Origin of the sequence: Pseudoalteromonas sp. SCSIO 43088, assembly GCF_023650795.1 — a bacterium.
Lineage (GTDB): Bacteria > Pseudomonadota > Gammaproteobacteria > Enterobacterales > Alteromonadaceae > Pseudoalteromonas > Pseudoalteromonas shioyasakiensis.
The window spans coordinates 711,322-732,741 of sequence record NZ_CP072676.1 but is presented as its reverse complement, the minus strand read 5'-3'; the positions used below and the strand labels follow the sequence as shown (position 1 = coordinate 732,741).

Below are 21,420 nucleotides of genomic sequence, written 5' to 3'. Positions count from 1 at the left end.
GACTAAATGAGGAAGCAAGGCTTCCTCATGGTTAAAAGTATGATTGGGTTTAAATCATTGTCCTTGAATCGTTAATGTAACGCCCGATGCAGCTCGGTAACCTTGTAAATCGATGTACCAAGTACCACCTTGTGGGTTATCAAATTGACAACTTTCTTCGTTACCATTTTTGTACGGCCGACAAAGATAATTTGAACTTGTTGACGCTGAGCCATAGTTAACATACAAATCTGCATCGCCACTACCGCCAGAAATAGTCACCGTTAAATTACTGAGGCCTGCGGGTATTTGTTGAGTAAAGCGCTGCCAACTTCCGGTAGCCACACTCACGTTTGTCTCAGTTCGGTCAACGTTTTCGCCGCCACCTGAGGTGCTATAGCTTCCCGTGAGTGACACATTCGAAATCTCATTCCACGCTTCAACCATGACATGATACGTGCCAGTTTGAACTGACGACATCACACAGCTTTCATTACTTGTAGAGGTTGTGCTTTTACAATCAAAATCCTGTAAGGTCGGCTTACTGCCAAATTTAACGTATAAATCAGCATCGCCCGAGCCGCCCTCGGTTACAAACTCAAGGTTACTGCTCATTGCGGGTACATCAAGTGTAAAGAATAACTGATCTTTTGCTGCGCCCGACAAACCTGTTTTAGCTACGCCATTTTCAAGCTGATTAGTCGGCTCAGTTACCACATCACCAGCGTTCTTTGCCATTTCAGCAACATAGCTCACTGCCAATTTTGCAAATTTACTGGCGTGAGCCGCATCAAATTGGGCATCATTTGATGTGTGGATCAATGGGTTAATATCACTCATTGTTGATTCAAATGGCATTGAGGCGGCAAACCCTTGTTGATACCAAGAGGCATGATCTGAGCAGCCATAACCACATTGATCAAAGCCATAGCTCACTGTGGGCTGGTAAGCATCGAGCAACTGCGATAAATACTGATTTTGCGAAGAGTTTGTGTAATCGGTCATCATCACAATATCTGTGCTGCTGCCGTTATTGCCAGTCATATCAAACTGCACCATACCTACAACATTCTTACCCTGAGTTTTATAACTCTGAGCAATATCTTTTGAGCCCCTAAGACCCACTTCTTCAGCGGCAAACCCCATAATTTGAATGGTTCGCTGAGGTTGGTAGTTATTTTCCACAATTGCTTTGAGGGTTTGTGTGAGCACTGCAATACCAGAGGCATTATCATCTGCACCAGGAGCACGACCATTACTTGGATTAGACTGATTGATTGAGTCTAAATGACCACCAATAACGACGATTTCATCTGCTTTTTCTGCACCAGGAATGGTCACAATAACTGATGATTGCGAAAAACTATGGTTAAAATACTCAACGCTTATATCACTGCGGCTACTGGCTATTTGCTGCCAATGGCTCTTTAACCAATCAGCTGCATCAACACCACTTTGCACTGAATAATATCGGTTATGAAAGTTCATCATGCTATTAACCGTATCGCTCAGCTCACTACTATCAATCGATGATATTAGCGCGTTAACTGTCGCGGCATTATCAATACTGTAGTTTACTAAGCTCGCATTCATAGCTGTCTGAGATACAGCATTTAATTGCTGAGTATAGAGCTCTGCATCTGCTAATGAATCATGGGCTACAAAACCACCGCAGCGATGATAGTTATCGTGCATAAACTCACTTAAACCAGCGATATCCTGCTTATTAACGCGCATAAAATTAACTTGATTCAAAGCCGATTTTTGCATCGCAAAATTGCTGTTTAATTTACGTTTACTCAGTGTATCTTGTTGAAAGTGCTCTGCAGCAAGGGCATCAATTGTGACCCAAATTGTTTCGTCTTGCGCTGCATAACTTAGTTGGCTCAGTGACAGTGTGGCAAAGCCCACTAGGCACTGTGTTAGGCGGGTTGTCATAATCAATCCTTTTATGATTTGCATTTTAATGAAAATAAAAAAGGGAGCCGAAGCTCCCTAAAAGGGTGGCTAGTTAGCCGAAATGGTGAGTGTTACACCACTTGCAGCGCGATAGCCGCGAAGGTCGATATACCAAGTACCCGCTTGTGGGTTTGTAAATGTGCAGGTTTCACTATTGCCATTTTTATAAGGACGGCAATCATAGCTAGATGTTGTCGATTGCGAGCCAAAGTTCACATACAAGTCAGCATCGCCAGAGCCACCAGAAATAGTCACATCAAGAGATGAATAACCAGCATCTAGCTCTTGCGTGAAACGAGTCCAGCTATTTGTGCCAACACTTAAGTTAGACTCAGTACGGTTTATTGGTGTTACACCACCACCGCTGCCCGAATCAAAGCTACCAGTAAGTGATACACCTGAAATTTGATTCCACGCTTCTACCATTACGTAGTAAGTACCCGCTTGCACATTGCTAATAGCGCAGTTTTCTGTGCTAGTAGATGAAGTACTTTTACAATCAAAGTTGCTCAGTGTTGGTTTTGCGCCATACATAACGTAAAGGTCTGCATCACCACTTCCACCTGTTGTATTGAATTGTAAATTCGTTGCACCTGCTGGTACTTCAAGAGTAAAGAACATTTGATCTTTCGCTGCACCACTGATCCCTGTGCGTGCAACGCCATTGGTTAGCTCTTCATCACCGCTTGGAGGTGGCTCAGTTGTGCCACAGCTACTACCCGCACTTAAGCTTGAAGTCACACCAACCGCCGCAAGTGCCGCTTGAACATCGGCTGGGTCATAGCTTAAATCACACGCCGCATCCATCACGCCGTTACCTGCTAAATCCCAGTTTGTGCTGGCAGTCCAGTAAAGTTGGTTAGCGCGAGCCATCACAACAAACGCCTTTTGCGTATCCCAACCTGGTGTGGTTGCAAGGTTATAAAATGCCTTGTTGAAGACACCTGAGCTGTAATGTACATCCATACCAGAGTAATAGTTGTTTTGATGATCAATTGAGCTGCCATCTTGGGTTGGGTTATTCATGTAACGTAATGCACCGTTACCTTTAAAGATTTCCTGACCCACTAACCAGTCATTTGAGCCTTTCATGTAAAACTCGGCCGCTTCACCTGCCATATCAGAGAACGCTTCGTTCAAACCACCTGATTTACCAGAATAAATAAGCCCAGAATTTTGCTCGGTAAAACCGTGGCTTACTTCATGCGCTGATACGTCAAGACTTACCAGTGGATAGAAGGTATTTTGACCATCACCAAAGGTCATAGCACTACCATCCCAAAACGCATTTTCGTAATTACTGCCGTAATGAACACGCATTTTTAATTGGAAAGTTAATGGTGCAGTACCTACCCAATCGTTATACATATTAAAAATTACGTTACCGAAATAATGCGCATCATTTAAAGGCGAGTACGCACCGTTAATTTCTTTAAAAGTATTTTCAGGACATGTAAACGAATACGCTGTTGAACCACTTGTACTACCATTTAGGTTAATGGTTCTTACATTGGCGTTATTCATCGTACAAGTATTGCCAGATTGGGTAACATCTAGACTATCAAAGTCAGTACCGTAGATGTATTTACCCGTTTTTAAGTTACCACCTGGGCCTGTTGCACTAGCATGTTGTAAGTTATCGAAGCTAAATAAAACTTCACCGCTGTTGGCATCAATAATCTGATACGGACGAGATGGGTTATCGCCATAAGTCACATAAGATACTTCATACACTAGGTGTGCAACGCTGTCTTCATCTAGCCAAATTGCTAAACGTGACTGTTCATTATGCTTTTTTAACCCAACCGATTTAATTGCAGCAGGTGAATTAGCAAGGCCTTTCGCCATTGCTTTTTTCTTGTTAAGTGCCGGAGACACTGAGTCGATGTCGGCGGCGATATCATACACCGCTGCACCATGTGCACGTTTTAATTGACCATTATCATCAAATGTTAGGCTAACCGTATCGCCGATAACTGGTAGACCTTGATACATTTGTTGATAACGACGCGTAGTGTTGCCGTTACTGGTTTTGATTTCTTTTAATACAACTAAATCATTCCCTGCACCTAAACCAACTAACTGATTTGGATTTGCACTCAATACTGATGACGCATTGGTTTGCAAAGCTTGGTTAATCCCTGTTTGTTCGTTTAGGTATTTCTTGTTCGCAGCTACTGCACTTGTTGCTTGAGTCAATGCAAAAGCAGCAAGAGTTGCTAATGTGATTTTAGATAAATTCACGTTTACGCTCCGTTAGATTGTTATGTATTTAATATTTTCCTAGTAACCGGACTGCACTGTTCCCGATTAGTGACCAGCCTAGATTGAATGGAGTGAAATTGAAAATGAAACAAAAAATTTACAAATAAAGTATTAGCTCTAAAATAAAAGCTCTTAATTAACAGTAGGATAATAAATTTTAAGTTTATTAATTGTTAATAGGCAAGCTGTAAATGTAAATTTATTGATACAAAATAATAACATTTATTAAACATTTGTACCTTTTATTTGTTTTTATTTTGCTCACCTTATTATTTTTGATTCACAGCTAAAAGGATTAGATATCCATAAAAAAGTCTGGGTACATAACTTGCAGCAATGCCAAGTATCTAGGATTTAAGGACTTAGCATGATTACTGATCTGATACAAAACGAATGGCTAAATGAGCCATGGCTGGTCGTCATTGGTGGTACTGTATTAGCCGCCACAGCTTTGTTTTTATTAAAGTTTGTGATCATCTATTGCTTAAAGAAATGGACCCAACGAACCGACTTTGTTTTCGACTCATTACTGGTTGACTCACTGTCTACACCATTGACCTTGTGCACAATGATGGTGCTTGTGATCATTTTTGGTCAGTTATTAAACACCACCGGCTTTATGGCTGAGCACCCCTTACCTATTGCGGCCACTGCTAAAGCCATTTGTATTTTTGCCTTAGTGTTATTTTTAGATCATTTTTTATTTGGTACCGTTGATTATTACAGTGCCCGCTCAGTGGTAGTTTCCAATAGTCATAGCATCATTAAAGGCTTAATCCGCTGCGCAATTGTGTGTGTTGGCTTATTGGTGTTATTAGGCACGTTGGGTATATCAATCACTCCGATTATTGCCTCTTTGGGCATTACCTCTCTTGCCGTCGCTTTGGCTTTACAACCGACACTCGAAAACTTCTTTTCTGGCGTTCAGTTGGTGATTGATAAACCTATTCGGGTCGGCGACTTTATAGAGCTTGAAAGTGGCGATCAAGGCTTTGTTGAGAAAATTGGTTGGCGCTCAACCTGGGTAAGAATGTTGCCAAATAACATGATAGTGATCCCCAATAGTCAGCTGTCTAAATCACGCATCATTAACTATTTTTACCCAGAAAAAGAGCTCAGCGTCCCCGTTGAAGTGGGTGTTCATTATGGCTCAGACCTTGAAAAAGTTGAGCAGGTTACGTTAGATGTTGCTAAGCAGATATTAAAAAGCCATGAATGGGGCGTCGATGATTACGAAACCTTTGTGGTCTTTCATACATTCGATCAATCAAGCATTAATTTTACGGTGATGTTAAGAGCAAAAGAGTACTTTAACCGCTTTTGGGTAAAATCAGCCTTTATTAAAGCATTACACCAACGTTACGCAGAAGAAGGAATTGTTATTCCTTACCCAATCAGAGCTATTAATACCAGCCAAGAATCAGCCCAGTTTAAACAGGCTGATTGACCTAACTGAACTTATCATAATTGCGCTTTTGTCAGGTTTATTTTGTCTCTTTTGAGACATTATTAACAGCGATTATACATATGCAATCAGCGCCTTGAATTTTTACTCTAAAATGTCATAAAAATCGCATAAACACTGTGACATACCTATTTTAGAGGCGTACTATATGCGGCCAGAAAGTGACTGCTTTCTGCGTCTTGTTATACAAATATTTAAGGTCAAACAATGAATGCTTGGTACCTCATTTGTTTTCTTTCAGCATTAGCTATTTTTATTGCTTTTGCTAACCAATTCATCCTCAAAATGCAAACTACGATTGCTATAACAACTGGCTCTGTTGTTATTTCTTTACTACTTATTCTTGCCGTTAAAATGCTCGGTGATAGCACGGCCCTCGAAATGACTCAAATTGTCTCAAGTATCAACTTTAATCAGTTGCTATTAAAAGGCATGCTCGGGTTTTTACTGTTCGCAGGTGCGCTGGAAATCAACTTAGCAGCCCTTCGTAAGCAACGCTGGGAAATTACCGCATTAGTGTTATTTTCAACCATAACCTCAACGGTCATTGTTGGTTACTTAAGCTATTATTTGTTTGCTTTTGTAGGCTGGCCTGTACCGTTTATTTACTGCTTGTTGTTTGGTGCTTTAATCAGCCCAACCGACCCGATTGCAGTGTTAGCCATTATTAAACAAATGCGAGCCCCAGAAGGTATTTCTGTGCAAGTTGAAGGTGAGTCTTTGTTTAATGATGGTATTGGTTTGGTGATTTTCACAACGATATTTTCAGTGGCCTTTTATGGCACCGAAGCCACCTTTACTGACGTTGCTGAATTGTTCTTAGTTGATGCAATTGGCGGTATCGTGTTTGGTCTCGTGATTGCACTAGTCGGGCATTTTTTAATTATTAATAGCCGCGATGTGAACATTCGTTTGCTACTAACCTTGACCATTCCAACAGCCGGCTTTGCAGCTGCGAATATTTGGGAAATCTCAGGTGCGCTTGCTATGGTCACCAGTGGTATTTTACTTGGCAATATTACTCGTTCAAAAGCAACAGAGCGTACGGGACCTGAAGATACTCGCTACGTGAAAGACTTTTGGCATGCCACCGATAGTTTTTTAAACGCCTTGCTGTTTTTGATTATCGGTATGCTCATCGTCACTATGCCGATTACTCTTGAAGAAATTGGCTTAGGTTTACTGATGGTACCTGTGGTGTTGCTAGCGCGATTTTTAAGTGTAGGTGCGCCATTTGTATTCTTTAAAAAGTATCGCCAATACGATAAGCACTCAGTGAAAATACTCACTTGGGGTGGCTTACGGGGTGGTTTAGCGCTGGCAATGGCAGCTGCCATCCCACGCGATCAAGTAATGATTGCAGGCTCAGACCTTCACAACTTAATTGTAATTGTCACCTACGTGGTAGTGATTTTCTCGATTATCGTACAAGGTTTAACAATTTCGCCGCTGATCCAAAGTAGTATTCAATCCGCAGAAGCGAAAAATTAAGCACTGCTTTTTACTTTAAAGGCTCGATTATCGAGCCTTTTTTTGTGCTTTATCGGCATACATTCGCGCGTCTGCAACAGCGAGTAACTTCGTCAGTGAACAAGGTTGCTGATCAGAAAAATCGGCAATGCCATAAGAAAAGCCAAGTTCAACTTGGTTATTAAAGCTATTAGGTAAGTCACTGAATGACAACAATAAGCGTTGCATTATGGTGTCGCATTCGCTGCTATTTAAATCTGTAAATAAAATCACAAACTCATCACCGCTCAAACGTGCATATAAATCAGCCTTGCGACAACTGTTCTCTAGTAATCCTGCAAAATCTCTCAGTACTCTATCCCCGGCTGCATGACCAAATTTATCGTTAATTGCTTTAAAATTATCTAAATCAATAAACACTAATTTTGCTTTTAAATGCTGGCGAATACACAAATCAAGATAATGCTCTGCTGTGCTAATAAAACCGCGACGATTAGGCAATAAAGTAAGCTCATCGGTAGTGGCTAACTGCATGATTGCAAACTCTCGTTCTACGATTGCAGCAAAGTCTATTAACGATTTAATTTCTTGTTTGTTAAAACTGCGCGGTTGATGATCGATAAGGCACAAAGTGCCAATTCTATTTCCTGATTTAAGTGTAATTGGGCAGCCCGCATAAAAGCGAATATTTGGGTCACCCATTACCAGTGGGTTGTCTGCAAAGCGCTTATCGTTTAAAGCATTTTCAACCACAAGCGGGTCTTTGTATAAAATAGCATGGGCGCAAAATGAAATGTCTCTTGCGGTCTCTGTTACATCAAGCCCTACACATGACTTAAACCACTGTCTGTGCTCGTCAATTAAACTGATAACACAAATTGGTACAGAGAAAAATTGCTGGGCAAGGCGAGTGATTCGGTCAAAGGCGGGTTCACTTTGAGAGTCTAAAACATCTAATGAGCGAAGCTCTTCAAGCCTAGCTTGCTCATTTAATGGCACTGAGGGTCGTTCCATTGAATTGCCTTGTAAGTTACAACACAAGTGTTTCTTAACGTTAGCAGAAAAAACCGCACAGTTGCATAAAAACAAATTTTATATTGAGTATTAAGCCCATGTATCTAGGTGTTTATTACCCTCTTCATCTTCTTCTATGGCACTTTTGTTGCCTTTATCTTCTTTTTTTGCAGCTTTTTTACGGCGTTCTATTTCACGTTTTTGACGCTTTTCAAGCTCAATTCGCTGCACGTTCGCATCTTTTACGCCCGCAATATGAAACGCACCTTTACTTTCCAACTGTAAGCGCGTAATTCGACCTAAAAAGGGGATCATGATATCCATTTGTACCTCCTATCTATCCATTTATTATCGGCAGTTATAGCATATACTTTAATTTCGCAAAAAAATGCTTGCCAAAGATTAGCAAAGCATGTTTATCTATATACGTAACTTATTTAAACAGATTTTCGCACTTGTTTACACAAACGAGTGCAATACAGGAAAAATTATGCGCTTCAATCTGACAACTATCCATCATCACCATCATTCACCGGAATAGCCTGTCAGGTTTTTCGCTGAGAGGTTATTCCTAAAAGGAACCTCTGGCGAGCAATCAACCAAATTATTTATTTTCGCCCTGAGGTTCCCTCGGGGTTTTTAGTTTTTGAATTAAAGGAAAATGAATAATGAGCAATACCAACCGTTTACGAATCGCCATCCAAAAAGGCGGCCGCTTATCAAAAGACTGCCAAGAGTTACTAAAGCAACTTGGTGTTAAATTAAATCTTCGTGAACAACGTTTAATCGCACACTCTACCAACATGCCAATTGACGTACTACGCGTGCGAGATGACGATATTCCGGGCCTAGTAATGGACGGTGTGTGTGACTTAGGTATCGTTGGTGAAAACGTACTTGTTGAAGTTCAAGCTGAACGCGAACGCCAAGGCGTGGCATTCGAAGTAAACAAACTTTCTAAACTTGATTTTGGTTACTGCCGCCTAGCACTTGCATGGCCACAAGAACTTGGCCCACAAGATAAAAGCTGGTTTGAAGGTAAACGCATTGCCACTACCTACCCAGAAATCTTAAGCCAATACCTAAAACGTGAAGGCATTAATGCAAGCACAGTCATGTTAACAGGCTCTGTTGAAGTTGCACCGCGTGCTGGTTTAGCTGATGCAATTTGTGACCTAGTGTCTACTGGCGCAACCTTAGAAGCTAATGGCTTAATGCAAGGCGACACCATCTTAGAATCAAATGCATGTTTAATTCAAAACAAAGACCTTACTGATCAAAGCAAACTTGATTTAATCAACACGTTAATGCCGCGTTTACGTGGTGTGCGCCAAGCAAAAGAAAGTAAATACATCATGCTACACGCACCAAAAGCAAAGCTTGATGAAGTATGCGACTTACTACCAGGCACAGGCCAACCGACTTTACTATCACTTGCTGGTAGCGACGATTATGTAGCACTACACATGGTTAGCAGCGAAACCCTTTTCTGGGAAACAATGGAACAGTTAAAAGCACTGGGTGCCAACTCAATTCTTGTTATGCCAATTGAAAAAATGATGGAGTAATTATCCATGTTTCGCTGGAATGAGGAAAATCAACAAGCACAGCAGGCGGTTCTTACCCGCCCTGCTATTACTGCAAGTAAAGAGGTTGAAGCAATTTGTATCGACATCTTAAATGCAGTTAAAACTGAGGGTGACGCAGCGTTATTAAAAATGGCAAAAGAGTTTGATAAGCGCGAAACACCTCGCTTATTAGTGCCAATTGAAGAAATTAATCAAGCTGAGCAGTTATTATCAAACGAGTTAAAAGCCGCCATCGAAACGGCCTATGCCAATGTAAAACGTTTTCACCAAGCACAATTACCAAAAGACATTAAGTTAACAACGCAACCTGGCGTATTGTGTGAACTTAAATATCAAGCCATTGAAGCGGTAGGCATTTACGTGCCAGGTGGCAGTGCGCCACTGCCATCGTCAGTGATTATGCAAGGGGTACTTGCACAGTTAAGTGGTGCACAAACCGTTGTGCTTACTACACCTGTAAAAGCCGATGAAACTATCAACCCAGCCATTTTATATGCGGCAAAACTATGTGGTATTAAAACCATTGTAGAAAGTGGCGGCGCCGGAGCGATTGCAGCAATGGCATACGGTACAGAATCAGTGCCTAAGGTGAACAAGATTTTTGGCCCGGGAAATAGCTTTGTCACCATGGCAAAACAACTTGTTGCGCAAACTATTCCGGGCATGGCGATTGATATGCCAGCGGGCCCTTCTGAAGTGCTAGTGATTGCTGATGAGCGTGCAAACCCAGAGTTTATTGCGGCAGATTTATTATCGCAAGCAGAGCACGGTGCGGATTCACAGGTTATTTTACTGTGTAACAGCGAACGCATTATTGAAAAAACACAGCAAGCATTAACAGAGCAGCTAGCAAAGTTGAGTCGTAAAGACACTGCCGAGCAAGCCCTTGCTAACTCAAGCTTGATATTAGTCGACTCGGTTGAGCAAGCCTTTGCAGTGTCTGCTGAATATGGCCCTGAGCACCTTATTCTTCAGCTTGCTGATGCGCAGCCTTATTTAAGCTTAGTGAAAAATGCCGGCTCAGTATTTGTAGGTGATTACACTCCGGAGTCTGCCGGAGACTATGCATCGGGTACGAACCACGTACTACCAACGTATGGTTACAGTGCGACCTATTCGAGCTTAAACTTACTGGACTTCTTTAGAACTTACACAGTGCAAACCATCAGTAAAAATGGCTTACGTGAATTATCTAAAGCAATTTTACCTTTAGCTGCAGCAGAGGGGCTTGATGCTCACGCTAATGCTGTTTCAATTCGTCTTGAGGCTATGAACAATGAGCGATAATTCAAAAATAACAACGCTGTTGCCAGATAACATTGCAGCGCTTACAGCCTACAGTTCGGCGAAAAGTGAAAAGCTGACAGGCACAACCTGGTTAAATGCCAATGAAAGCCCTTATTCTCGTACGCCAAATATCAATTTAGCTGATTTAAATCGCTACCCAGATCCGCAGCCTCAGCAAGTGATCAATCGTTACGCTTGCTATGCTAATTTAGAGCCAGAGCAAGTACTGATGACTCGTGGCGCTGATGAAGGTATTGAGCTATTAGTACGTACTTTTTGTAGCCCAGCTAAAGATAGCATCGCACTCTTTTTGCCAACTTACGGCATGTACAAAGTCACTGCTGATACCCACAACATTGCGATTAACGGTTTAACTCAAGAGCTGTTATTAAAAGGCACGGTTGATGAAATTGTCACTGCAGTTGCTGATTCAAAGCTGGTGTTTATTTGTAACCCAAATAACCCTACCGGCAGCATGACAAGCTTAGACAAAATCAGAAAAATCACCCAACAACTTGCGGGTAAAGCGATTGTAGTGGTTGATGAAGCTTATATAGAATTTTGCCCAGAACAAACAGCGGCAAGCCTAATCAACGAGTTTAGTAACCTTGTGGTACTAAGAACCTTATCAAAAGCATTTGCACTTGCGGGTTTAAGAACAGGCTTCACGCTAGCCAACAGCGAGCTGCTTGCACCTATTCGTAAAGTGATTGCGCCTTACCCTGTATCAACGGTGGTGGCGAGCATTGCAGCAGATGCATTAAGTAGTGACAACATCGCTTCAATGCGCCGTCAGGTGACTATTCTAAATAGCTTAAAAGGCAAACTGAAAAGCTGGCTTGAGCAATCACCTGCCGTTATCAAAGTACTGAGCGGTGAAGGTAACTTCGTCACCTTAAAACTAAAAGACAAACAATCATTTAATATCGCACTTGAGCAAGGACTCGTGATGCGTGCCTTCACCTTATATGGTGAAAATGATTGGTTACGAATTTCTATCGGTAACGAGCAAGAACTAGAACAAGTAAAAATTTGGTTAGATGGTTTATCACTGACCAGCAAAACAGTAGAACAGGAATTATCATGAGCAACCCGTATTTATTTATTGACCGCGATGGCACGATTATCGAAGAGCCTATCACCGACAAACAGGTTGATAGCCTAGAAAAATTAGTGTTCTTGCCGAATGTGATCCCTGCTCTATTACAACTTCAAGCGGCAGGTTACCGCCTTGTGATGGTTTCAAACCAAGATGGTTTAGGCACTGATAGCTTCCCGACAGCTGATTTTGATATTGCCCAAGACAAGATGATGGATATCTTAAACAGCCAAGGGATTAAATTTGATGAAGTTCTGATCTGCCCTCACTTTGATGAGCAAAATTGTGACTGCCGTAAACCAAAAACTGGTTTACTTACTGAGCTGATGCGCTCAGGTAAAGTCGATTTAGCACGCTCATTTGTGATTGGCGACCGCCAAACAGATATCGGACTTGCTAATAACTTATGCTGCGAAGGTATTTTGTATGATGGCAGTTGGGATGCCATTGTCACTAAGCTGACAACCGCGAACCGTGAAGGCCGTGTCACTCGCAATACCAAAGAAACGCAAATCGATGTGCAAGTTAATTTAGACCAAACAAAAAATGGCGAAATTAGCACTGGCCTTGGCTTTTTCGACCACATGCTTGACCAAATTCGTACACACGCCAATATCGGACTTAATATTCAAGCCACTGGCGACTTACACATTGATGAGCACCACCTAGTTGAAGATATCGGCATTGCACTTGGCCTTGCCCTTAAACAAGCGCTAGGTACAAAAACGCAAATTGGTCGCTATGGTTTTGCACTCCCTATGGATGAATGTAAAGCAGAAGCGCAAATTGACTTATCGGGCCGTGCCTCGTTTGTATTAAATGCTGATTTTAGCCGTGAAAAAGTCGGCGACTTAGACGTACAAATGGTTGAGCACTTCTTTAAAAGCTTAAGTGATAATGCCGCCATGAGCCTTATTTTGTCGGTTAGCGATGGTAATTGTCACCACCAAGTTGAAGGCCTTTTTAAAGCGTTTGCAAGAGCACTTCGCGCTGCGATTGCAAAAGATGCTTCGCAACAAACAGCAAGTTCTAAGGGGTGTTTATGATTGCCATAATTAATACCGGTTGCGCCAACATTAACTCAGTTCGTTTTGCCTTTGAACGCTTAGGGAAAACGCCTGAGGTGATCACCTCACCTGAGCAACTAAAAGGCTTTGAACGTGCTATTTTACCAGGAGTAGGCCATGCCTCTGTTGCCATGAAACGCTTAAAAGACGGTGGTTGGCAGCAAGCAATTGATGAATATCAGCGCCCGTTGATGGGCATTTGTTTAGGCATGCAATTACTTTGCGACAGCACAGAAGAAGGCAATGTTGATTGCCTTGGCAAAATTCCAGGTATTGTTAAGCACTTAGATGTGGGCACATTAACTTCACCGCACATGGGCTGGAACGACCTAAGTGTATTAAAAGAGCATGCCCTCACCAAAGGGTTATCAGCACAAGATCAAGTGTACTTTGTTCATAGCTTTGCGCACACAGTAAACGATGCCACCCTAGTTAGCGGTGAATACGGGCAAGCTTTTTCAGCAATTGTTGCCAAAGATAACTACGCAGGCATGCAGTTCCACCCAGAGCGAAGCGCCAAAGTAGGCACACGACTTTTACAAAACTTTTTAGATTGGCAGCTGTAAGCGCAGCAAAAAATAAGAGAAATAAACGTGATTATTCCAGCACTCGATGTATTACAAAACCAAATTGTGCGCTTATACCAAGGTAAGTATGATACCGCACAATTTTACCCTTACGAACTTGGCGCACGCTTACAAGAGTACGCAAATAGCGGCGCAGGTAAGCTGCACCTAGTTGATTTAGAAGGCGCGCGCGATCCAAATAAAAAACAGTGGCAGCATATTCAAGCTGCAACCAAAGCGCTAAATGTTCCTTATCAAGTTGGCGGTGGTATTCGCTCTGAGCAAGATGTTGCTGATTGGCTTGAAACCGGTGCTAACCAAGTCGTGATTGGCTCAATGGCCGTTGAAAAGCGTGAGCAAGTAAAGGCCTGGATTGAAAAATTTGGCAGTGAACACTTTGTTATCGCACTAGATGTTAATAAAACTGACAACGGCTGGGCACCAGCAACACATGGTTGGTTAAGTGAATCTGAGTTTGGCTTGTTCGAACTTGTTGATTTTTACGTGGCACTTGGTGTGGTTGATTTTCTGTGTACTGACATCAGCAAAGACGGCACCATGACCGGCCCTTCGTTTGCACTTTATGAAGATTTAACCAACCACAACAGCGAGATTAAAGTTCAAGCATCAGGCGGTGTAAGCTCACTGGATGATATTGCAAAGCTGAAAAAACTGGGTGTTGGCGGTGTTATCTTAGGTAAATCATTGCTCGATGGTGCCTTTAATGTTGAGGAGGCGTTAGCATGTTATCAAAACGCATAATCCCTTGTTTAGATGTTAAAGACGGCCAAGTCGTTAAAGGTGTTAAATTTAAAGGCCATGAAGTGGTTGGTGATATCCTAACGCTTGCCAAAGCCTACAGCGATGCCGGTGCAGATGAACTGGTGTTTTATGAAATCAGTGCCAGCGTCGAAAAACGCCTTCTTGATGTCAATTGGGTAGAGAACATTGCGCGCCACATTGATATTCCATTTTGTGTAGCGGGCGGCATTAAATCTGTTGCTGATGCAGCACGTGTTTTAGAACGTGGTGCAGATAAAATCAGTATTAACAGCCCTGCAATTGCTCGCCCAGAGCTTATCAAAGAACTACACGATGAGTTTGGTAAACAATGCGTAGTTGTGGGTATTGATAGCTTTTATGATGAAACCACTGGCGAGTATTTAGTGTACCAGCTGACTGGCGATCCAAATGCATCAAGCCGTACTCGCTATAAAACCGAAGAATGGGTTAAGCGTGTGCAAGACCTAGGTGCTGGTGAAATCGTGCTCAATTGCATGAACCAAGACGGCGTGCGTAAAGGCTACGACAATGTTCAGCTATCAAAAATGCGTGCACTGTGCGATATTCCACTAATTGCATCGGGCGGCGCAGGTACGATGCAAGACTTTGTTGATGTGTTTCAACAAAGCCAAGTTGATGGCGCGCTCGCTGCCAGCGTATTTCACAAGAACGTCATTGATATTGGCGAACTAAAACAATTTTTAATCGATAATAATGTAGCGGCAAGACTATGCAATTAACCAAAGACACTCTTTCTCAAGTCGACTTTGCCAAAAGCGAGTTGATCCCAGCTATCGTGCAAGATGCACGCTCTGGGGTGATTTTAATGCAAGGCTTTATGAATCAAGACGCATTAGCTGCCACTTTCGACAAACAAAAAGTAACCTTTTACTCGCGCTCTAAAGAGCGTTTATGGACCAAAGGCGAAACATCAGAAAACTACCTTGAAGTAGTCTCAGTGCACACCGACTGCGATTACGACTCACTATTAGTCCTGGCAAACCCACTTGGGCCAACATGCCACCTTGGTACACAAAGCTGCTTTGGCGATGATGCTAAACCTAGCTTGTCGTTTTTAGCTGAGCTTGAACAAGTGATTGTTTCGCGTAAAGACGATGACCCGAGCAAAAGCTACACTGCGTCTTTGTTTGCAAAAGACTTAAGCCGTAGTTGCCAAAAAGTGGGTGAAGAAGGTGTTGAAGTTGCCCTTGCAGCCATGAAACATGATAACGATGAATTAACCAATGAATCGGCAGACTTACTGTATCATTTAACTGTGTTATTGCAGCGCCAAGGCCTATCATTGGCTGATGTGGTGAACTGTTTACAAGGCCGCCATAAGTAATAAATATAGAGTGTGGTATCTAAATACCGCACTCTATTGCTGTTTTAACGCTTCTAACACAATTTTAAATGCAGGCGAAGGTTGCCTTCGGCTCGGGTAATACAAATAATAACCGGGAAATGCGGGACACCAATCAGCTAACACTTTAATTAAATTACCATTTTTTATATGCTCACCAAACTCTTCTTCAGGTAGAAACGCAATACCTAACCCCTTTAACGCAGCCTCAACAATATGATGAGAGGTATTAAAGATTAATTGACCGCGTACATTCACATTAAGTTCCTCCCCCTCTTTTTCAAACTCCCACGCATATAAACCGCCATGAGTCGGAAAGCGAATGTTGATACAATTATGTGCAGTAAGATCCTTTGGCGTGTTAGGCTTTGGATGCTTAGTAAAATACTCAGGGCTTGCAACCGCTGCCATATTGAGCTCTTTACCAATAGGCACTGCAATCATATCTTTATCTATAGTTTCGCCAAGGCGAACACCAGCGTCGATACGCTGAGCAACAATGTCTGTGTAGCCATAGTTAACATTAAACTCAATATTAATATCTGGGTATTGCTTTAATACATTGGCCAGTTTTGGGAGTAATGTGTTCTGAATGATAAAATCACCACAAGTAATTTTTACCGTACCCGCAGGTTTGTCTCTGAGTTCAGTTAACGCTTCTAACTCATTTTCAATATCATCAAAACGATGCCCGATTGCATTGAGTAAACGCTCCCCGGCGAGTGTCGGTGATACGCTTCGAGTTGTTCTGGTTAACAAACGAATATCTAAATTTGCTTCTAGAGAACGAATAGCCTGACTCAAAGCTGACTGAGTCACACCTAATTGGGCCGCAGCACGTGTAAAGCTGCCGGTTCTTGCCACAATGACAAAATAGTTCAATTCATTGAGGTTTTGTTTGATCATCCACCAGCCTATTAATAAGTATTACTAATAAAGCATATTAGTATTCATTAGCTAGTCTATTCAACCTATGTCTGAAAAAATACTCCATCACATTTAACTGTATGGACTAGCATGACAAACTACTCAACCTATCAAGATGATCACCCTATCGAGCAGCAAGCTAATTGGAGTGGGGTTTTTGCGATGACATTATGTATTTTCGCCTTAATAGCCTGCGAGTTTATGACTGTAAGCTTATTAACACCTATGGCTGAAGATTTATCAATTAGTCAAGGCATGGTTGGTCAGGGGTTGGCAATATCGGGCTTTTTTGCGGTGATCACAAGTCTATTCATGAGTCCTTTATTTGCTAAAAGTGATCGAAAGACCTTACTAGTCGCTCTGACCTTGATAATGCTACTGTCAACTTTAACAATCTCTGTAGCTGATAGTTACGCTGTTTATATGCTTGGTCGTGCGTTAATCGGCTTAGTCATTGGTGGCTATTGGTCACTTTCAACTGCTTCTGCAATGCGCTTAGTTCCCGAGGAAAAAGTGCCTAAAGCACTGGCAGTATTTAATGGTGGTAATGGTCTTGCCATGATAATTGCAGCACCACTTGGCAGTTATTTAGGCAGTGTTCTTGGCTGGCGAGGCGCGTTTATGTGTTTAGTGCCATTTATCGCTATTGCTGTATTTTGGCAATGGCAGGCTTTGCCTAGCATGCCAGCTCAGCAGCAATCAAAAGGACCTTTTTCTGCATTTAAGTTATTTAAAAAGCCACTCGTCCGTTTTGGTATGCTAGCTGTCGCGCTGCTATTTATGGGGCAATTTACTTTATTTACCTATGTAAGGCCCTTTTTAGAGTCAGCGTTTCAAGCCACCAGCCAACAAGTCTCTATGGTGTTATTTGTTATTGGTTTTGCAGGCTTTATTGGCACCTTATTGATCAGTAAGGTCATAAAACTCAGTTTAGCGTTTGCCTTAATAGCTGCCCCTACGGTTATGGCTTTAATAGCATTTTGTTTAGCTAATCAAATATCTCTTTTTAACATCAACATCGTATTACTTGGATTATGGGGGTTAATTGCAACTGCAGCGCCTGTTGCTTGGTGGAGCTGGGTAGCTCGTGCTTTACCAAAAGATGCTGAAGTTGCAGGAGGATTGATGGTAGCAATTATTCAATTTTCGATAGCGCTAGGCTCAACATTCGGCGGCATATTATTCGATGTTTATGACTACCCTATTACCTTCTTTGTTAGCGCAGCTATCTTATTTTTTGCAGCCATTGCCAGCTATTTCACTATAAAAACACCCTAAAAAATCATTAGGTGCTCATACTTGGGCTACCTAATGTTCATTTTAAGCACATAAAGATACATTCGACACTTTTAGGCAATAAATCGACTGTTCTAATATAACGCCAAACTGCACAAATAACCGACAATAACCTCATCAAAGCTGCATTGTGAAAACAAATTGCAGTCCCTGTTAATCAAAAAATAGGAGAGTGTTATGACAACCTCAACTGATAATTTTTACCAAAGCGATGCTGTTAACTTTGAAAAAGTAATTTTCAAAAACCAATTACAAATGAATGTAGTCGGTAATCTTTTTACACCTAAAAATGCAGAAAAAGGTGCGAATCTTCCAGCACTTGTAATTGGTCATCCTATGGGTGCGGTAAAAGAGCAAAGTGCTACTTTATATGCAACTAAACTGGCAGAGCTAGGCTTTGTAACTTTGGCAGTTGATCTTAGCTTCTGGGGCGAAAGTGACGGCGAACCACGTAATACTGTACTACCTGATTTATACGCAGAGTCATTCAGTGCCGGTGTCGATTACCTTGCTAGCCGTTCATACGTCAACAAAGAAAGCATTGGTGGTTTAGGTGTATGTGGTAGTGGTGGTTTCATCATTAGTGCCGCAAAAATTGACCCACGTATCAAAGCTGTGGCAACAGTTAGTATGTATGACATGGGTGGCGCAACGCGCAATGGTTTAGGCAACTCTATTGATCTTGATATGCGTAAAGATATGCTCGATGAGGCTGCAGAGCAACGTAATGTTGAGTACCTTGGTGGCGAAGTACAATACACTGGCGGCTGCCCCCATCACATTGATGAAAGCTCACACCCAATTGCAAAAGAGTTTTATGACTTTTACCGCACTGAGCGTGGTGAATATACACCAGAGCGTTCATCAGCAGATTTAACAACTCACCCAACATTAAGCAGCAATGTGCGTTTTATGAACTTTTATCCATTTAACGATATTGAGACTATTTCACCACGTCCATTACTGTTTGTTGCCGGTGAACACGCTCACTCATTTGAGTTTAGCCAACAAGCCTATGATTTAGCTGCTGAACCTAAACAATTATTGGTTGTACCAAATGCAGGTCATGTTGATTTATATGATGATGTGGGTTTAATTCCATTCACTAAAATTGCTGAATTTTTCACAGCAAGTCTTTAACTAAAACGTGTCATGGTAACGAATGGGACATAGGGATATGCCCATTCGTTTTTTATACCAATTCGCTTAATTAACTATTATTGCCCATTGGTATTATATGTAGCCGGCTATTTAGCCGTTGCTAAAAACGCCTCTACATCTCGTTTTGGTGATAAACCAAAAAACCGAGAATACTCACGAGAAAATTGTGAAGGGCTTTCGTAGCCAACCTTAAAAGCAGCACCTGAGGCATCCATACTCTCGCCAACCATCAACCTTCTTGCTTCCATTAACCTTAAACGCTTTTGATATTGCAACGGACTCATTGAAGTTAGATCTCGAAAATGATGGTGGAAAGTCGATTTACTCATTTTCGCAAGACCCGCTAAGTCCTCTACACTCAAGGGTTGATCATAGTTTTCTTTTAACCACTTAACACTACGTGCAATTCTAAGCCCTTGGCTACCTGTTGACACTATATGGCGAAGCTCTGCCCCATGCTCACTGTTAAGTACACGCCAAAAAATTTCGCGTTTAATTAATGGCGCAAGTACTGACATAGACTCAGGATCATCAACCAGATCAATTAATCGTGTAAAAGCGTTAAGTAGTGGCTCAGTCATCTCACCTAAGGTCATTCCCTTATTGAGTGATTGCTTGTTTAATTTGTCGAGCGGTATTTGCGAAATCAGTTCACCTAACATAGCCAAATCAAGCTTTAACACTAAGCCTAAATAAGGTGCGTCGTCTTTTGCTTCAAGAACTTGCATTTTTGCAGGCAAATCAATTGAGGTAATCAAGTACTTGTGTGGGTCATACTTGAAAACATCTTCGCCCAAGGTCATGCTTTTTGCCCCTTGTAGCACCAGTGCAATACTTGGTTCAACCACACACATTGAACAAGAGGTGGCGGCCTGTGTTTGTCGATAAAAAAACAAATCCTCAATCACGCTATCAGCGGTTTCTTGCTGGCCAATAAGCGGCGCAATCTTATCTGCTAAAGCAGCGCTCATTTTAGCAATAGCATCATAATCTGAATGCATAACCAACCCAATTAAATTCAAGATACTTAACTATACGCTCGGTTATACAATATTGACCAGTGGTAAATTTGCCGCCTCGGACTAATAGGCAATAACTTGCGTGCATTGTACTTTTTAAAGGCACAGTTTTTAGCCAAAATGAAGATTCGTTCGGTTACAAACACATGGAGAAAAGTATGAAGTATATTATCGGTACCCTTATCTTAACGATGAGTGCATTTAGTTATGCAGAAAACGCCTCTTCACAACGTTTAGAATTACCGCAAATCACAGTGCAAAAAAATGGCACTCAGTACCCAATGACTGGGCTCGACAAGTATTTCACGGGCAAAGTACGCGTCGAGCCTAGTTTCCAAGCTCATGGCGAAGCGAAAGCCGCTGGTGCCATGGTAACCTTTGAGCCAGGTGCTCGCACAAACTGGCACACTCACCCTGTTGGCCAAACCTTAATTGTTACATCAGGTATGGGTTGGGTTAATCAGTGGCACGGACAACCTCAGGTTATAAAACCAGGTGACGTTGTACATATTCCTGCTAATGTTAAACATTGGCACGGTGCTACAGATAAAACAGCCATGATGCACTTAGCTATTCAAGAGTCAAAAGACGGTAAGGTTGTTGATTGGTTAGAGCCAGTAACAGATAAGCAATATTTAAAAAAGCAGTAAAGATGGTAAGTGAAATGCAAATAAAGTTCACCAGTAACGGCAAAACTATGCAAGCGACTCTAGAAAGTAACAATGCCGCTAAGCATTTTTATCAACTTCTACCACTGACTCTAAAAGTAGAAGACTTTGCCAATGCTGAGAAAATTGCCACTTTACCAGAGAAATTAAATCTACAAGGCTTACCTGCTGGCACCGATGCTAACGCAGGAGACATTACTTATTACGCACCTTGGGGTAACCTTGCGCTCTTTTATAAGCAGCAAAGTTATGCAAATGGTCTGATAAAACTTGGTAAAATAACGGGCGATAGTCAGTTTTTTAAAAGTTTAGGCCAAGCGGATGTCACTATAGAGCCCTTGTAGTAGATACTAACTCTCCAGTTAGCAAAGCTGCTTTTTATGCATTCTAAAAGCAGCTTTTATCTTGCCTAATACTCTCATTTTCTTGCCTGTTTGTCCGAG

The 21,420-nt window shown here is 41.8% G+C and carries 20 protein-coding genes; 14 read left to right on the top strand and 6 right to left on the bottom strand.

Annotated elements, in window-relative coordinates; translation table 11 throughout:
- Window positions 1–54: 54 nt before the first annotated feature.
- Complete coding sequence (locus J8Z28_RS21020; protein ID WP_250660559.1) at window positions 55–1,917, bottom strand: M28 family metallopeptidase; 1,863 nt, start codon at window positions 1,915–1,917, stop codon at window positions 55–57.
- 69 nt (window positions 1,918–1,986) lie between these two features.
- The gene (locus tag J8Z28_RS21015; RefSeq protein WP_250660558.1) at window positions 1,987–4,182 is read right to left on the bottom strand and encodes a M4 family metallopeptidase; all 2,196 of its coding nucleotides are present in this window, start codon (window positions 4,180–4,182) and stop codon (window positions 1,987–1,989) included.
- A 388-nt stretch (window positions 4,183–4,570) separates the two neighbouring features.
- Between J8Z28_RS21015 and J8Z28_RS21010 the strand changes: the two genes are divergently transcribed.
- Together J8Z28_RS21010 and J8Z28_RS21005 are read left to right on the top strand one after the other, a co-directional pair.
- Window positions 4,571–5,650: a mechanosensitive ion channel family protein gene (locus tag J8Z28_RS21010; RefSeq protein WP_250660557.1), complete on the top strand. Its 1,080-nt coding sequence runs from the start codon at window positions 4,571–4,573 to the stop codon at window positions 5,648–5,650.
- Between the two features lie 225 nt (window positions 5,651–5,875).
- A complete protein-coding gene (locus tag J8Z28_RS21005; protein WP_250660556.1) occupies window positions 5,876–7,159 on the top strand; it encodes a cation:proton antiporter in 1,284 nt (427 codons plus the stop codon).
- A gap of 27 nt (window positions 7,160–7,186) precedes the next feature.
- Here J8Z28_RS21005 and J8Z28_RS21000 read toward each other — a convergent pair whose 3' ends face one another.
- Together J8Z28_RS21000 and J8Z28_RS20995 are read right to left on the bottom strand one after the other, a co-directional pair.
- Window positions 7,187–8,152, bottom strand: a complete 966-nt coding sequence (locus tag J8Z28_RS21000; protein WP_250660555.1) for a sensor domain-containing diguanylate cyclase — start codon at window positions 8,150–8,152, stop codon at window positions 7,187–7,189.
- 90 nt (window positions 8,153–8,242) lie between these two features.
- Window positions 8,243–8,476 carry a hypothetical protein gene (locus J8Z28_RS20995; RefSeq protein WP_054563880.1) on the bottom strand — a complete coding sequence of 78 codons (234 nt, stop codon included), beginning with the start codon at window positions 8,474–8,476 and terminating at the stop codon, window positions 8,243–8,245.
- A 344-nt stretch (window positions 8,477–8,820) separates the two neighbouring features.
- On the opposite strand from J8Z28_RS20995, the gene hisG reads away from it, so the two are divergent.
- From hisG to hisIE, 8 genes are read left to right on the top strand one after another with little or no spacing between them, the layout of a single operon-like run.
- Entirely contained in the window at window positions 8,821–9,720 is a 900-nt protein-coding gene (hisG, locus tag J8Z28_RS20990) for an ATP phosphoribosyltransferase (RefSeq protein ID WP_054563881.1), read from the top strand.
- Between the two features lie 6 nt (window positions 9,721–9,726).
- Complete coding sequence (hisD, locus tag J8Z28_RS20985; RefSeq protein WP_250660554.1) at window positions 9,727–11,028, top strand: histidinol dehydrogenase; 1,302 nt, start codon at window positions 9,727–9,729, stop codon at window positions 11,026–11,028.
- A complete protein-coding gene (hisC, locus tag J8Z28_RS20980) occupies window positions 11,018–12,115 on the top strand; it encodes a histidinol-phosphate transaminase (RefSeq protein ID WP_250660553.1) in 1,098 nt (365 codons plus the stop codon). The genes hisD and hisC overlap by 11 nt, the downstream gene beginning before the upstream one ends.
- Complete coding sequence (gene hisB / locus J8Z28_RS20975; RefSeq protein ID WP_054563884.1) at window positions 12,112–13,173, top strand: bifunctional histidinol-phosphatase/imidazoleglycerol-phosphate dehydratase HisB; 1,062 nt, start codon at window positions 12,112–12,114, stop codon at window positions 13,171–13,173. The genes hisC and hisB overlap by 4 nt, the downstream gene beginning before the upstream one ends.
- Window positions 13,170–13,760, top strand: coding sequence for an imidazole glycerol phosphate synthase subunit HisH (gene hisH / locus J8Z28_RS20970; RefSeq protein WP_062565654.1), 591 nt, complete (start codon window positions 13,170–13,172; stop codon window positions 13,758–13,760). The genes hisB and hisH overlap by 4 nt, the downstream gene beginning before the upstream one ends.
- 27 nt (window positions 13,761–13,787) lie before the next feature.
- Window positions 13,788–14,522, top strand: a complete 735-nt coding sequence (locus J8Z28_RS20965; protein WP_063529097.1) for a 1-(5-phosphoribosyl)-5-[(5-phosphoribosylamino)methylideneamino] imidazole-4-carboxamide isomerase — start codon at window positions 13,788–13,790, stop codon at window positions 14,520–14,522.
- Window positions 14,504–15,283, top strand: coding sequence for an imidazole glycerol phosphate synthase subunit HisF (gene hisF, locus J8Z28_RS20960; protein WP_250660552.1), 780 nt, complete (start codon window positions 14,504–14,506; stop codon window positions 15,281–15,283). Before J8Z28_RS20965 ends, hisF begins: the two co-directional genes overlap by 19 nt.
- A complete protein-coding gene (gene hisIE, locus J8Z28_RS20955) occupies window positions 15,274–15,888 on the top strand; it encodes a bifunctional phosphoribosyl-AMP cyclohydrolase/phosphoribosyl-ATP diphosphatase HisIE (protein ID WP_062565657.1) in 615 nt (204 codons plus the stop codon). Before hisF ends, hisIE begins: the two co-directional genes overlap by 10 nt.
- A 33-nt stretch (window positions 15,889–15,921) precedes the next feature.
- Here hisIE and J8Z28_RS20950 read toward each other — a convergent pair whose 3' ends face one another.
- Window positions 15,922–16,812 (bottom strand): LysR family transcriptional regulator, encoded by an 891-nt coding sequence (locus J8Z28_RS20950; RefSeq protein WP_175080647.1) that lies wholly within the window; start codon window positions 16,810–16,812, stop codon window positions 15,922–15,924.
- Between the two features lie 111 nt (window positions 16,813–16,923).
- Here J8Z28_RS20950 and J8Z28_RS20945 point away from each other — a divergent pair, with 111 nt between their 5' ends.
- Together J8Z28_RS20945 and J8Z28_RS20940 are read left to right on the top strand one after the other, a co-directional pair.
- Window positions 16,924–18,111 (top strand): MFS transporter, encoded by a 1,188-nt coding sequence (locus tag J8Z28_RS20945; RefSeq protein WP_250660551.1) that lies wholly within the window; start codon window positions 16,924–16,926, stop codon window positions 18,109–18,111.
- A gap of 195 nt (window positions 18,112–18,306) precedes the next feature.
- On the top strand, window positions 18,307–19,269 hold the full coding sequence (locus J8Z28_RS20940) for an alpha/beta hydrolase (protein WP_058584162.1): 963 nt from the start codon (window positions 18,307–18,309) through the stop codon (window positions 19,267–19,269).
- 107 nt (window positions 19,270–19,376) lie between these two features.
- Here J8Z28_RS20940 and J8Z28_RS20935 read toward each other — a convergent pair whose 3' ends face one another.
- Window positions 19,377–20,291 carry an AraC family transcriptional regulator gene (locus tag J8Z28_RS20935; RefSeq protein WP_062565660.1) on the bottom strand — a complete coding sequence of 305 codons (915 nt, stop codon included), beginning with the start codon at window positions 20,289–20,291 and terminating at the stop codon, window positions 19,377–19,379.
- Window positions 20,292–20,467: 176 nt separating this feature from the next.
- Between J8Z28_RS20935 and J8Z28_RS20930 the strand changes: the two genes are divergently transcribed.
- Both J8Z28_RS20930 and J8Z28_RS20925 read left to right on the top strand, forming a co-directional pair.
- Window positions 20,468–20,959 carry a (R)-mandelonitrile lyase gene (locus tag J8Z28_RS20930; protein ID WP_105173514.1) on the top strand — a complete coding sequence of 164 codons (492 nt, stop codon included), beginning with the start codon at window positions 20,468–20,470 and terminating at the stop codon, window positions 20,957–20,959.
- A 14-nt stretch (window positions 20,960–20,973) separates the two neighbouring features.
- A complete protein-coding gene (locus tag J8Z28_RS20925; protein WP_062565934.1) occupies window positions 20,974–21,321 on the top strand; it encodes a cyclophilin-like fold protein in 348 nt (115 codons plus the stop codon).
- Window positions 21,322–21,420 lie beyond the last annotated feature (99 nt).